A 12,654-nucleotide genomic window follows, 5' to 3' on the forward strand; every position below is an offset into this window, starting at 1 on the left:
TGCCATGCATGGCCGACCGTTCCAACAGCCAGCCATCGGGAAATGGCCCGCTTGCCTTGGAAACCGTCCTCAAACCGTCTCCTGCCGCTCAGGGGTAGAGCATGCCCTCGGTCCAGCCATCGCCGTCACGCGTATAGACATGGCGTTCGTGCAGGCGGTGCTCGCGATCCTGCCAGAATTCGATGCGGTCGGGGACGACGCGCAGGCCGGACCAATGCGGCGGACGGGGCACATCCTTCCCCTCGAACCGCGCCTGCACCTCGGCAAAGCGGGTCATGAACACCGCGCGCGAGGGGAGCGGGCGCGACTGGTCCGATGCCCAGGCGCCCAGCTGCGAATCGCGCGACCGGGTGGCGAAATAAGCATCTGCGATCGTATCGTCGACCGGCACCACCGCCCCTTCGATGCGGATCTGCCGCCGCAGCGACTTCCAGTGGAAGAGCAGCGCCGCCTGGGGATTGTCCATCAGGTCGGCCGCCTTGCGCCCTTCGAAATTGGTGTAGAAGACGAAACCGTCCGGCCCATGCCCCTTGAGCAGCACCATCCGCACGGACGGTCGGCCGTTCACGTCCGCCGTGGCCAGCGCCATCGCATTGCTGTCATTGATTTCGGTCTGGCGCGCCTCGGCATACCAGGCGTCGAACTGGGGAAAGGGATCGGTCATGGCGCCGCATGTAAGGCCCCTGGCGCAGACTGTCGATAAGGACAGCTACGGGCTGGTAATGATCTGTGCTTGAACGCATGCTGCGCTTTCGCCACATAACGGGCACATCCGTTTCAAGATCAGTTCAAGGGCAATGATGGCCGATCCATACAGTATATTGGGGGTGGCGCGCGGCGCGAGCGAGGCAGAGATCAAGTCCGCCTATCGCAAGCTCGCCAAACAGCACCATCCGGACAAGAACAAGGACGATCCCAAGGCGTCGGACAAATTCGCCCAGATCACCCATGCCTATGACCTGCTGGCGGACAAGGACAAGCGCGCCCAGTTCGACCGGGGCGAAATCGACGCGGACGGCAATCCGGCCATGCCCTTCGGCTTCGGCGGGGGTGGCGGGCGCGGCGGCGCGGGCGGCTTTGGCGGGCATCCGGGCGGGGGTGGCGCGCATTTCGAATTCAACCAGGGCGGCGGCGACTTCGGCGATATCTTCGAAGGGCTGTTCGGCGGCGGCGCGGGCGGTGGCGGCGGCTTTTCCGGCTTTGGCCGCAACCGCGCCCAGCCCCGGGCCAAGGGCGCCAATGTCGCCTATCGCCTGTCTGTCTCCTTCGTGGATGCGGCGACGCGCGCACCCCAGCGCATCACCCTGCAGGACGGCAAGACCATCGACCTGAAGCTGCCCGCCGGCGTGGAGACGGGCACCCAGATGCGCCTGTCCGGCAAGGGGCAGCCCGGCCCCGGCGGCGCGGGCGACGCGATCGTGACGATCGAGATCGCCAGCCACCCCTTCTTCACCCGCGACGGCGACAATGTGCGGCTCAACCTGCCGGTCACGCTGGACGAAGCGGTGAAGGGCGCGAAGGTGAAGGTGCCGACGGTCGAGGGGCCCGTGATGCTGGGCGTGCCCGCGGGCAGCGGATCGGGCAGGACGCTGCGCCTGAAGGAACGTGGCTTTGCGGGCAAGGACGGCAAGCGCGGCGACCAGCTCGTCACCCTGATGATCGACGTGCCGCAGGACGACGCGGCCCTGAACGCCTTTGTCGAGACGTGGCGGGACGATCGGTCCGTGCGCGGACATCTGGGCGTCTGAGCGCGTTGGGCGCTGCATGAGAGATATCTCGCCGCAGTCGCCGGAAGCCCGGCGCCATCGCCTGACGGAGGATGCGCACCATCAGGTCAAGCGCAGCATCGCCCGCATGCGGCCCGGCACCTATCCCTTCGAAGTCGCCAGGCGCGTGCTGGTGGGCGTCTATGCCGACGGGTTCATCCATGCGGGCAACCTTGCCTATCTGTCGCTGCTGACGCTGTTCCCCTTCTTCATCGTGGCGGCGGCGGTCGCCAGCGTCTTCGGCCGCACGCAGGACGGCATGGCGAGCGTCAACGCCTTCCTGCTCACCGTGCCGCCCGGCGTCGCCGATGTGCTGCGCCAGCCGATCAGCGACGTGCTCGGCGCCCGCACCGGGCCGCTGCTGTGGTTCGGCGGCATCGTCGGCCTGTGGAGCGTGGGCAGCCTGATCGAGACGATCCGCGACATCCTGCGCCGCGCCTATGGCACGCGCGGCAGCAAGCCCTTCTGGCGCTATCGCCTCGGCTCCATCGGCATCACGCTGGTCAGCATCTTTGCGGCGATGTTCGCTTTCTCGCTGCAGGTCGCCATCACCGGCGTGGACGAATTCCTCCACAAGATCCTGCCCTTTGCCGACGATGTGATCCGTATCGTCGCGGTGCTGAAGCTGGTGCCGATGGCGATCCTGTGCGTTGCGCTCTACTATCTGTTCCTGTCGCTGACCCCCACAAAATATCGCGAGGGGCGCTTCCCCAAATGGCCCGGCGCGGTGCTGACGGCGCTGTGGTGGTACGGCACCACCCTGCTGCTTCCGGTCGCGCTTTCGCAGCTGGGCAATTACAACCTGACCTATGGCAGCCTTGCCGGTGTGATGATCACCCTCATTTTTTTCTTTCTCGTCGGGCTCGGCGTGGTAATTGGCGCGGAACTCAACGCGGCGCTGGCTGATTTTCCCGATGAGGAAGACATGCCCAAGACGTCGGCCACTCAGGAGGCTGAACCTACATGACCGGCTCTATCCAGGGCTCCTTGATGAAGGGCAAAAGGGGCCTCATCATGGGCCTTGCCAATGACAAGTCCCTTGCATGGGGCGTCGCCAAGGCATTGCATGCCCAGGGCGCGGAACTCGCTTTCTCCTATCAGGGCGAGGCGCTGGAACGGCGCGTGCGCCCGCTGGCGGCGGAGCTTGGCTCCGACCTGCTGATCGATTGCGACGTCAGCGACATGGAAAAGCTGGACGCGACCTTCGCCAAGCTGCGGGAAACATGGGAAACGCTGGACTTCGTCGTCCACGCCATCGGCTTTTCGGACAAGAACGAGCTGCGCGGGAAATATCTCGACACCAGCCTCGAAAATTTCCTGATGACGATGAACATCTCCGCCTACAGCTTCGTCGCCGTCGCCAAGCGCGCCACCGCGATGATGCCCAATGGCGGATCGCTGTTGACGCTGAGCTATTATGGCGCAGAAAAGGTGATCCCGCATTACAACGTCATGGGCGTTGCCAAGGCCGCGCTGGAAACCAGCGTCAAATATCTGGCGATGGACCTGGGGCCGGACAATATCCGCGTCAACGCGGTCTCCGCCGGGCCGATCAAGACGCTGGCGGCCAGCGGCATCGGCGATTTCCGCTATATCCTGAAATGGAACGAGCTGAATTCGCCGCTGCGCCGCAATGTCACCATCGACGATGTCGGCGGGGCCGGCCTCTATCTGCTGTCCGACCTGGCATCGGGCGTGACGGGCGAGGTGCATCATGTCGACGCGGGCTATAACGTCATCGGCATGAAGGCCGAGGACGCGCCGGATATCGCCCTGGATAAATAAGGCGTTATAAATCGGGCGTTCCATCCACCGGGCGCGGGGCACATCGCCCCGCGTGCCGGGCACGCATCGGTCCGCATCGGCGGACATCGGGGGTTTTCCGTGTCGTTCAACACATTCGGCCGCGTGCTGCGCTTCACCACCTGGGGGGAAAGCCATGGCCCCGCCATCGGCGCGGTGGTGGACGGCTGCCCCCCGGGCCTGACGCTCGGCGAAGACGACATCCAGCCCTGGCTGGACCAGCGCAAGCCGGGCACGTCGAAATTCACCACCCAGCGGCGCGAACCCGACCAGGTCCGCATCCTCTCCGGCGTGTTCGAGGGGAAGACGACCGGCACGCCGATCAGCCTGATGATCGAGAATGTCGACCAGCGGTCGAAGGATTATTCGGAAGTCGCCAAGGCCTATCGCCCCGGCCATGCCGACTATGCCTATGACGCGAAATACGGCTTTCGCGACTATCGCGGCGGCGGCCGCTCCAGCGCGCGCGAAACGGCGAGCCGGGTCGCGGCCGGCGCGGTGGCGCGACTGGTGATCCCGGAGGTCGATGTCTTCGCCTATGTGAGCGAGATCGGCGGCGACGCCATCGACATGGCCCGTTTCGACCCGGCGGAGATCGGCAACAACCCCTTCTTCTGCCCGGACGCACAGACCGCCACGCGCTGGGAAGCGCTGGTCGACGGGGCCCGCAAGGACGGGTCGTCGCTGGGCGCGGTGGTGGAGTGCATCGCCAGCGGCGTGCCCGCCGGCTGGGGCGCGCCGCTCTATGCCAAGCTCGACAGCGAACTGGCCGCCGCCGCGATGAGCATCAACGCGGTCAAGGGCGTGGAGATCGGCGACGGCTTTGCCGCGGCGCGCCTGCGCGGCGAGCAGAATGCCGATCCGATGCGCCCCGGCAATGACGGTCCGATTTTCCTCGCCAACCATGCCGGGGGTATTGCGGGCGGGATTTCCACCGGCCAGCCCATCCGGCTGAGGGTGGCCTTCAAGCCGACCAGTTCCATCCTGATCCCGGTGGAAACCGTCAACCGCAACGGCGAAGCGAGCGAGATCGTCACCAAAGGCCGCCATGATCCCTGCGTCGGCATTCGCGGCGTGCCGGTGGTCGAGGCGATGGTCGCCTTCGTGCTGGCCGACCAGAAGCTGCTCCATCGCGCCCAATGCGGCGACAACCGCCCATGACCGGGCGGCCAGCCGCGCCGGTTTTTCGATGAACCGGCCAGGACCGCACGACATCATCCATAATCTGCGCTAAGCTCCGACTCGTCATTCCTTTGGGATGCAGGGCAAAGCGAGAGCATGGGGAGAGCCATCGACCTTTCAGGTTGTGGCGGTCAAAATGTCCCCGGACGCCAGCATCCCCTGGGCCGGTCATCCATGGATGACCGGCCCCTCAACCTTTCTGCCCCGGTGCCATGCTCCGTCCCGTCGGCGGGTAATCCCGATATGATACTGGCGGGTAGTGTCTCAGTTTGAAATTTGACGGATCTCCTGTCGAAACCCGCCCCCGCTTCCTATGTGCTTGGTGGATTGACGTATTCCCCTGCTTGTTACCATTCAGGGGGAGAGTCTCGCTCCTTGATGATGGATGGTTGAGGTGATGGCAACCTGTCTGGGAGGCATGCCTCCCAGACAGGTTGGCCGGCACGATGTAGTGCCACATCGTCACGATCGAATCGAACAAGATGGAAGCGCCCGAGGCAAGCGCGCAAGCACTCTTACTATCGGCTGAATTCAATCCCATTTCGTGTGTCGATGGACCAGAATCGCATCGTCGCGGAGGCGCGCGAAGGGGGCGATGTGCGCCCTGACCGTGGCCCGTTCCGTGTCCCGAAGCCAGGCATCTGTATCATCGAGCATTTCGAGCATCGCGCGAAACACATTGTCCGCCACGGCGCTATTGGGAACAACGCACCCTTCGCTGATATACTCATGGATCATGCGGATGAGGTCCATATGATCCCTGGGGTTGCGATGCAGGCCCAGTTTTGAACCCGCATAGCCGACATAGCCACGATTGCTTTGGGCGATAATGGCGACGCTCCGATAGAGATTCTCCATCTCGCCCTGACGAATATAGGGTTCGGGAGTCGTTGCATCGCAGAAGAAGCTTTGCAGCGCCGTGGCACTTTCGACGATGCCCGCCAGCCAATGCCCATCGCGAAACAGCGGGCGCTGCCGCAGATCGCGGACGGCGAATACCGAATCGAGGTGCGCGGCGACCGGATCAGGCTGCTTCGAATGGAATATCCTCCTCCCGCGACCAATGGAATCGCGCTCGTGAACATGGCGTCTCACCTCGGGGAGCAGGATTTCGCCCAACCATTGCAGCGTGAATTCGCAGGACCACCAGCCACGCGACGAGAAGGTCTGATTCGGCAGCAAGCTGTTCGGCTGCCACAGCAATATGACTTCGCGTTCATGGGAAAGGCCACTGATCTGGGCCGCACGGATCACGCCGTGATAGCCGGCGTCGAAATCCTCATTCGCCGTTTCGTGATAGGGCTTCAGCATTTCGCGGTTGCCATCGAACATGTGCCAAGGCGTAGCGCCTTTCGAAACGTCATGCTCCTCGGCAAACCGGCCTATTTCCCGCCAGGCGTCCACGCTGATCGCCGCAAGCGCCACCTTCCTGCCTCCCCGGGCGACGAACGGGAAATCCACTGCGGACCAGTCGGCCTCGAGCGCGCGGAGAGAAATGCGCATCGCATCGGTCAGCCGATCGGCCACTTGCGCGATTTCCTCTGCGCCGTCGCGCTGAAGGGAAAGGCGGCAATGCGGAAGATCGAGATACTGGTTATCGCTATGCGGCGTCGCCCCGACGATGAATCCCCGGTTCTGGCCAGTCAAAGGCGCTCCCTCCCTGAATAGAAACCGCGTCAGGAGCCATTTATGGTCGACGGTGAGCGTAACGCCCTGCATATCCGGCCGGTTGAACGTGAGCGCGGCGGATGCGTGCGTGAAACGCTGATCGGGCAGGATAGCGCTCAGCCCAAGCCAAGGCCCTTTGAAATGCCAGCCATTCCCTATCTGATCGATCCGTCGATAGGTTCCGTCGATGACGAAAGTGGACGAACCCGTGCGGTCACCATCGGACTGAAGGAATTCCCGCGCCAAGCGCGCCACGCGCTTATCCGGATCGAACAGGGACTTGCTTACAAGCTGATAGAAATTTTCACTTTTCATCAATGTATTGGCATAATATTCGATATTATAATAAGGAAAAAACTTCGATACTATATCCGGATGGAACTGCACTTTCAGCGTGAGATCTTCCGCTGTCCACAGCTCCCCGTCTATCCCATGCTCCTTCAGGCGCCGCCTTTCCTTTTCCCAGCGGCGCGACAGCGCGATCCCGGTATCTTTCTGTGCAAGGATGATCGTGAACCGGTTCGCTGATTTCGACCACGCCCCTTTCAGGAATGTGTCGACCGCCTCCGTCAACCTCGTCGGGCTGAAATCCTTCCAGCCCTTGCACTCGAACAGGTTCAACTTGTCAGGCTGCTGATCATCCCGGGCCAGGATATCAATGCCCTCCTGCTCCGTTCCGTTGCCTCCCAGGCGCTTGCAACCGGCCAGCATCGGATCCTTCTTCAGCAGCCACCAGCAGAATTACTCGAACGTCTCGCCAGACATCGCGGCAAAATCCAGCAAGGGCTCGCCAAGGGGCGGAACGGTCGTGACGGGCGAGATGGTTGCCTCATCGGCCAGATGCTCGGGCCATTCCTGGGGCAGATCGGGTTTTGGTGCGTGCATCGACTCTTCGTTCGCTGGATCGAATACCAATATAGCCAAATACAGATCGATCCGGATGTACTGACTTGACCAGCCACAGCGGGAGATTCCGTCCGCTAACTCAGGCTGCCGCAATATTGATCAGGTTTACAATGGGCGCTGCTGGCGGAATAGCCGAAATAAGCGTCTTTAGACCCTTGGCGCTGAAAAATCATGAGCAGATCGGTGCCCGTCAACCACGGCAACGCTAAACTGGCGGCCGCGCCTGCTTAAAAATGAATCTCCTTGCGGGCGTAAACCAGCGAAAACCGACAACATGCCTTTCATTAACAGGCTGATATAGAACAAGTTTCTTGCTCCCAGCCCGACATTTCCAGCCCTGCCCGTTCACAAGCAGGGACCCGAAAGCCAAGGGGGGCTCTATAATTTATATAGATATTTCAATCATTAAAAACGTCTTGGCGGAGCGGGAGGGATTCGAACCCTCGATACGCTTTTGGCGTATACTCACTTTCCAGGCGAGCGCCTTCGACCACTCGGCCACCGCTCCGCATGCACTGGAAGGCGGCTCCCTATCGTGTGATGCGGGGGAGGGCAAGGTGCTTTACTTTCATAATGTGGCGGTCTTTGATGGTGGGCATGATTTCAGCCCATTCCCGCCGCCGTCTGCGCCATGCGCTTGCCTCCGTCATCGCCGCGATCGTCCTGCCGGCAGTCGCGCCGCTTGGGGCGCAGGCGCCAGCGAAGCCCTCGCGCACCCCGGCGGACATCATTGCCGCCGCGCCGGCCGCCGCCTGGCGCGATATCGCGCCGGAGGACATTCTGGTGATGACCCTGGCGGGCGACCGGCAGGTGATCGTCCAGCTCGCGCCGCATTTTTCCAGGGCGCATGTCGCCAGCATGCGGGCGCTCGCCACGGCCCACTGGTGGGATGGGACCAGCGTCTATCGCGTCCAGGACAATTATGTCGCCCAATGGGGGGACGTGACCGAGAAGAAGCCGCTGCCCGCCGGCATGCCTGCCAGCCTGCCGGAGGATTACGGCCAGCCGGCGCGCGCGCTGCCGCCAGTCGTGCCCGCGGCCAGCGTGGACGCCTTTGCGAAGGTCACGGGCTTCCTTGATGGCTGGCCGGTGGCGGGCGACGGCAGCAACTGGTGGCCGACGCATTGCTATGGCGCCGTGGGGGTTGCGCGCAACCTGAGGCCCGATGCCGGCAGCGGCGCGGAGCTTTATGCCGTCATCGGCCATGCGCCGCGCGCGCTCGATCGCAATATCGCGCTGGTCGGCCGGGTGATCGAAGGGATCGCCTTCCTTTCCAGCCTGCCACGCGGCTCCGGCAATATGGGTTTCTATGGCAAGGAGCAGCAGCCCACGCCGATCCTTTCGGTGCGGCTGGCGAGCGAACTGCCGCTTGCCGAGCAACCGCATTTCCAGATGTTCGACACCGGCAGCGCAACCTTTGCCGCCTATACCGAACGGATGCGCCATCGCGACGATGATTTCTTCACCGTCGCGGCGGAAGGAGCGGATATCTGCTCCATCAAGGTGCCGGTACGGCGCACGCCTGCGGCGTGATCCGCTGCCGGGATGGCGAGGGACTGGTCACGGGTCGGGCAGGATATTATATTCGACTGAAATATAATTTCAGGAGACTGTCATGATCGTCGGCACCGTCCGGGAAGTGAAGAACCACGAATATCGTGTCGGGCTGACCCCGGAAAGCGCGCATGAACTGGCCGCCCATGGCCACCGCATCCTCGTGGAGACGGGCGCCGGCGAGGGCATCGGCGCGCATGACGACCTGTATCGCCGCGCGGGCGCCGAGATTGTCGACACCGCGGCAGAGGTGTTCGCGGCCGCACAGATGATCGTGAAGGTGAAGGAGCCGCAGCCCGTGGAGCGCGCGATGCTGCGCCCCGGCCAGATTCTCTACACCTATCTCCACCTTGCGCCCGATCCGGAGCAGACCCGCGATCTCGTCGCTTCGGGCGCGACCTGCATCGCCTATGAGACGGTGACGGACGCCCATGGCGGCCTGCCGCTGCTCAAGCCCATGAGCCAGGTCGCCGGCCGCATGTCCATTCAGGCGGGCGCGACCGCGCTGGAAAAGGCGCATGGCGGGCGCGGCGTGCTGTTGGGCGGCGTGCCGGGCGTGGCGCCGGCGAAGGTGGCGGTGATCGGCGGCGGTGTGGTCGGCTTCAACGCGGCGCAGATGGCGGCGGGCCTTGGCGCGGACGTCACCATCCTCGATCACAGCCCGGAAGTGCTGGAGCGCCTTGGCATCCATTTCGAAGCGCGGGCGAAGACACGCTTTTCCAACCGCGCCAACCTGGCCGAATGCGTGGCGGAGGCGGACCTGGTGATCGGCGCGGTGCTGATCCCCGGCGCCGCGGCGCCCAAGCTGGTGAGCGCACAGATGCTCAGGACCATGCGCAAGGGCGCGGTGCTGGTGGATGTCGCCATCGACCAGGGCGGCTGCTTTGAAACCAGCCATGCGACCACCCATGCCGATCCGACCTATATTGTCGACGGCATCGTCCATTATTGCGTGGCGAACATGCCGGGCGCGGTGGCGCGCACCAGCACCTATGCGCTCAACAACGTCACCCTGCCGCATGCGCTGCGCATCGCGGAACTGGGCTGGCAGGAGGCGATGCGCAGCGATCCGCATCTGCTCGCCGGCCTCAATGTGTGGGACGGCAAGGTGACCTATGAAGCGGTCGCGAACGCCCTGGGCCTGCCTTACACGCCGGCCGGGGAGGCGATTGGCTGAGCGCTGGCAAGGGGATCGGGAACGCGATAGACTGGGCGCATGAATGTACGGGATATCGCCATTGGCGCCGATGTGAACGAGACGGGCCGCCTGTTGCGCGACAGCGGCGGCTTTGTGCTGAAGCGCGATCTTGGCGGCCAGTGGCGGCTCAGCCTGCATCGTGTGCCCGTGGACCATGTGGAAAAGCGGGTGCGGGTGCAGGGGCGCTATGTCGGCGATGGCGTTGTGGAAGCCGATGGCGTCGCCCCGGCCTGATCCGGCGCTATGACCGGCGGGCGAAGGCGCGGTCCAGCAGCACGAACAGATGGCCCGCGATGATGAAGCCGGCGGCGATGACCGCGCAGGTGATCGCCACCTTTGCCCAGCCCAGCAGGTCGATGTTCAGGAAGGGATAGGCGAATTTGCCCTCGCCGCGTCCGCGCGCGAGCGCATAGGGCAGATAGACCAGCGGGAAGGCCGCCCAGCGCCACGGCGCCCCCCAGCCGAGCTTCCCCTTGGGCGCGAAGGCCAGCCACCACAGCGGCACCAGGATCGGCGTCACCCTGTGCAGCAGGACATTGGCGAGGATGGCGGTGCCGGTCAGCCGCTCCAGCCCGTCCAGCAGCAGGGCATAGACCACGCCCACCAGCAGGATCGCCAATGTCAGCGCGGGCACGAAGCGCGCGGCCCGGTCGTCCGCCGTGCGCGCCGCGACCAGGCTGAAGACCACCGCCAGCGACAGGTTGGTGATGATCGTGAAGAAGCGCAGCAGCACCCACAGCGCCGCGCCCACGCTGCCGGTCATGTGCAGGGTTTCGTTGAGCTGCGCGCCAAGCCCCGCCCAGGCGACCGCCGCCACCAGCGCGGCGGCGGGCCGGGCGAGACGGGGCGTCATCATCCCCGCTCGTGCCCGCCCACGGTGTCGTCCCCTATCATGTCGGGCGCAAGCTCGAGCCCGGCCATGCCATGGGCCGCCGTGTGCGCCGGAGCATGGGGCCGCTCGCCATAGATCGGCTCCTCGACCTCCAGCATGCCTTCCCATTTGGTGATGACGGAGGTGGCGATGGCGTTGCCGATCACATTGGTCGCGGTGCGGCCCATGTCCATGAAATGATCGACCGCGAGGATGAAGGCGACGCCTTCCACCGGCAGCTTGAACTGGCCGAGCGTCGCGGCGACGACCACAAGGCTGGCGCGCGGCACGGCGGCGATGCCCTTGCTCGTCACCATCAGCACGAGGAGGATGGTGATCTGCGTGCCGATGCTGAGCGCGATGCCATAGGCCTGCGCGATGAAGATCGTCGCGAAGGCGGCATACATCATCGACCCATCCAGGTTGAAGCTGTAGCCCAGCGGCAGCACGAAGCTGTAGATGCGCCGGGGCACGCCGAAACGGTCGAGCTGCTCCAGCATCTTGGGATAGGCGGCTTCCGACGATGCGGTGGAAAAGGCGATCAGCACAGGCTCGCGGATGTAGCGCATCAGCGTGATCATGCGCTTGCCCAGGAAGATGAAGCCGGCGAACGCCAGCACGCACCACAGCAGGGCGAGCGACAGGTAGAATTCGCCGATCAGCTGGCCGAAGGTGACGAGCACGCCCAGCCCGCGCTCCGTCACGGAGGCGGCGAGCGCGCCGAAGACGGCGAAAGGCGCCGCGCGCATCACATAGCCCGTCACCTGCAGCATCAGCTCCACCAGCGCCTCGATCACGGTGATGATCGGCTTGCCCTTGTCGCCGATGGCGGTCAGCGCGACGCCGACGAACAGCGAGAAGACCACGATCTGCAGGATCTGGTTGTCCGCCATCGCCTGGATCATCGACGTCGGGAAGATGTGGAGGACGAAGTCCTTGAGGTTCAGCGCCTGCGTGTCGACGCCCGCGTCCACCCCGTTGCGCACCAGGTGGAGCCCTTCGCCCGGCGCGAACAGGTTGACCGAAATGAGGCCGATGGTCAGCGAAATGAGGCTGGCGATGATGAACCAGGCAAGCGCCCGCCCACCAATGCGGCCCAGCGCCGCACTGTCCCCCATATGCGCGATGCCCGCGACCAGCGTGGAGAAGACCAGCGGCGCGATGATCATCTTGATGAGATGCAGGAAAACGTCGGCGAGCAGGTGGAAATAACCCGCGACCTGCTTGGCGAGCGCTTCGTTCCCGCCGATCGAGAGGTTCGTCACATAACCGACCAGGATACCCAGAATCATGCCGATGAGGATGAAGGAAGTCAGCCTTTTGGCCATGCAGATCGTACCCCGATGATGTTGCCGATGATGGAGGAAGTGGTGCCCTTGCAGGACACCTAGCAAGCAAGAACGGTTGTCGCAACGCAAGCCGCCAGCGGGTAGTGTCTCAGTTTGAATTTGCCTCCCGTTTTTATAGGGGCCGCGCTTTGCGGGGCGGGAGCCATCGCGTCGATCTTAGCAACAACATCGTCCAGCGACCACAGGCGATCAGTGATGCCAGTGGTCATCGCGGCGATATGCGAAGCGTCTTATGAACGCGCATGAAGTTATAGAAAACGAAGTAGAGCGCCAGTGCGTGAATGTGACTGTCCAGCTTCTTTGAAAAGGCATTGGTCAGGCGGGTGAAGCGGTGCATGGACAGGCGTCGAGTAGGGC

12 protein-coding genes, 1 tRNA gene and 1 pseudogene are annotated in these 12,654 nt (G+C 63.8%); 7 read left to right on the forward strand and 7 right to left on the reverse strand.

Annotated elements, in window-relative coordinates; translation table 11 throughout:
• Positions 1-88 precede the first annotated feature (88 nt).
• On the reverse strand, positions 89-664 hold the full coding sequence (gene pdxH / locus WFP78_RS16470; RefSeq protein ID WP_336964726.1) for a pyridoxamine 5'-phosphate oxidase: 576 nt from the start codon (positions 662-664) through the stop codon (positions 89-91).
• A 136-nt stretch (positions 665-800) separates the two neighbouring features.
• On the opposite strand from pdxH, the gene WFP78_RS16475 reads away from it, so the two are divergent.
• From WFP78_RS16475 to aroC, 4 genes are all read left to right on the forward strand, one after another.
• Positions 801-1,748, forward strand: coding sequence for a DnaJ C-terminal domain-containing protein (locus WFP78_RS16475; protein ID WP_336964790.1), 948 nt, complete (start codon positions 801-803; stop codon positions 1,746-1,748).
• A gap of 16 nt (positions 1,749-1,764) precedes the next feature.
• Positions 1,765-2,733 carry a YihY/virulence factor BrkB family protein gene (locus tag WFP78_RS16480; RefSeq protein WP_336964728.1) on the forward strand — a complete coding sequence of 323 codons (969 nt, stop codon included), beginning with the start codon at positions 1,765-1,767 and terminating at the stop codon, positions 2,731-2,733.
• 23 nt (positions 2,734-2,756) lie between these two features.
• Entirely contained in the window at positions 2,757-3,551 is a 795-nt protein-coding gene (gene fabI, locus WFP78_RS16485) for an enoyl-ACP reductase FabI (RefSeq protein ID WP_419722984.1), read from the forward strand.
• A gap of 99 nt (positions 3,552-3,650) precedes the next feature.
• A complete protein-coding gene (gene aroC, locus WFP78_RS16490) occupies positions 3,651-4,730 on the forward strand; it encodes a chorismate synthase (protein WP_336964735.1) in 1,080 nt (359 codons plus the stop codon).
• A 552-nt stretch (positions 4,731-5,282) separates the two neighbouring features.
• Here the strand turns inward: aroC and WFP78_RS16495 are convergent.
• The 3 genes from WFP78_RS16495 to WFP78_RS16505 form a co-directional block, all read right to left on the reverse strand.
• Positions 5,283-7,130 (reverse strand): hypothetical protein, encoded by a 1,848-nt coding sequence (locus WFP78_RS16495; RefSeq protein ID WP_336964738.1) that lies wholly within the window; start codon positions 7,128-7,130, stop codon positions 5,283-5,285.
• Positions 7,131-7,160: 30 nt separating this feature from the next.
• The gene (locus tag WFP78_RS16500; protein WP_336964740.1) at positions 7,161-7,304 is read right to left on the reverse strand and encodes a hypothetical protein; all 144 of its coding nucleotides are present in this window, start codon (positions 7,302-7,304) and stop codon (positions 7,161-7,163) included.
• A 438-nt stretch (positions 7,305-7,742) separates the two neighbouring features.
• Positions 7,743-7,833: transfer RNA gene (locus WFP78_RS16505), tRNA-Ser, on the reverse strand.
• An 89-nt stretch (positions 7,834-7,922) separates the two neighbouring features.
• Here WFP78_RS16505 and WFP78_RS16510 point away from each other — a divergent pair.
• The 3 genes from WFP78_RS16510 to WFP78_RS16520 all read left to right on the forward strand — a co-directional run bounded on the left by WFP78_RS16510 (position 7,923) and on the right by WFP78_RS16520 (position 10,311).
• Positions 7,923-8,858, forward strand: coding sequence for a peptidylprolyl isomerase (locus tag WFP78_RS16510; protein ID WP_336964743.1), 936 nt, complete (start codon positions 7,923-7,925; stop codon positions 8,856-8,858).
• 82 nt (positions 8,859-8,940) lie between these two features.
• Complete coding sequence (gene ald, locus WFP78_RS16515) at positions 8,941-10,056, forward strand: alanine dehydrogenase (RefSeq protein ID WP_336964746.1); 1,116 nt, start codon at positions 8,941-8,943, stop codon at positions 10,054-10,056.
• Between the two features lie 39 nt (positions 10,057-10,095).
• Positions 10,096-10,311 (forward strand): DUF5818 domain-containing protein, encoded by a 216-nt coding sequence (locus WFP78_RS16520; protein ID WP_336964749.1) that lies wholly within the window; start codon positions 10,096-10,098, stop codon positions 10,309-10,311.
• Between the two features lie 7 nt (positions 10,312-10,318).
• Here WFP78_RS16520 and WFP78_RS16525 read toward each other — a convergent pair whose 3' ends face one another.
• The 3 genes and pseudogenes from WFP78_RS16525 to WFP78_RS23465 all read right to left on the reverse strand — a co-directional run.
• On the reverse strand, positions 10,319-10,933 hold the full coding sequence (locus WFP78_RS16525) for a Pr6Pr family membrane protein (RefSeq protein ID WP_336964752.1): 615 nt from the start codon (positions 10,931-10,933) through the stop codon (positions 10,319-10,321).
• Positions 10,930-12,276, reverse strand: a complete 1,347-nt coding sequence (locus WFP78_RS16530; protein ID WP_336964755.1) for a dicarboxylate/amino acid:cation symporter — start codon at positions 12,274-12,276, stop codon at positions 10,930-10,932. The genes WFP78_RS16525 and WFP78_RS16530 overlap by 4 nt, the downstream gene beginning before the upstream one ends.
• A gap of 59 nt (positions 12,277-12,335) precedes the next feature.
• Positions 12,336-12,643 (reverse strand): annotated as a pseudogene (locus WFP78_RS23465) (hypothetical protein); the annotation flags it as partial.
• Positions 12,644-12,654: the final 11 nt, after the last annotated feature.

Source organism: Sphingobium aquiterrae (genome assembly GCF_037154135.1).
In the GTDB taxonomy this organism is placed as follows: domain Bacteria; phylum Pseudomonadota; class Alphaproteobacteria; order Sphingomonadales; family Sphingomonadaceae; genus Sphingobium; species Sphingobium aquiterrae.

Coding starts and splice junctions, on each gene's coding strand:
- WFP78_RS16530 (WP_336964755.1), bottom strand. CDS start 12,276: ATGGCCAAAAGGCTGACTTCCTTCATCCTCATCGGCATGATTCTGGGT.
- fabI (WP_419722984.1), top strand. CDS start 2,757: ATGAAGGGCAAAAGGGGCCTCATCATGGGCCTTGCCAATGACAAGTCC.
- WFP78_RS16495 (WP_336964738.1), bottom strand. CDS start 7,130: ATGCTGGCCGGTTGCAAGCGCCTGGGAGGCAACGGAACGGAGCAGGAG.
- WFP78_RS16525 (WP_336964752.1), bottom strand. CDS start 10,933: ATGATGACGCCCCGTCTCGCCCGGCCCGCCGCCGCGCTGGTGGCGGCG.
- WFP78_RS16500 (WP_336964740.1), bottom strand. CDS start 7,304: ATGCACGCACCAAAACCCGATCTGCCCCAGGAATGGCCCGAGCATCTG.
- WFP78_RS16510 (WP_336964743.1), top strand. CDS start 7,923: ATGATTTCAGCCCATTCCCGCCGCCGTCTGCGCCATGCGCTTGCCTCC.
- pdxH (WP_336964726.1), bottom strand. CDS start 664: ATGACCGATCCCTTTCCCCAGTTCGACGCCTGGTATGCCGAGGCGCGC.
- ald (WP_336964746.1), top strand. CDS start 8,941: ATGATCGTCGGCACCGTCCGGGAAGTGAAGAACCACGAATATCGTGTC.
- WFP78_RS16520 (WP_336964749.1), top strand. CDS start 10,096: ATGAATGTACGGGATATCGCCATTGGCGCCGATGTGAACGAGACGGGC.
- WFP78_RS16475 (WP_336964790.1), top strand. CDS start 801: ATGGCCGATCCATACAGTATATTGGGGGTGGCGCGCGGCGCGAGCGAG.
- WFP78_RS16480 (WP_336964728.1), top strand. CDS start 1,765: ATGAGAGATATCTCGCCGCAGTCGCCGGAAGCCCGGCGCCATCGCCTG.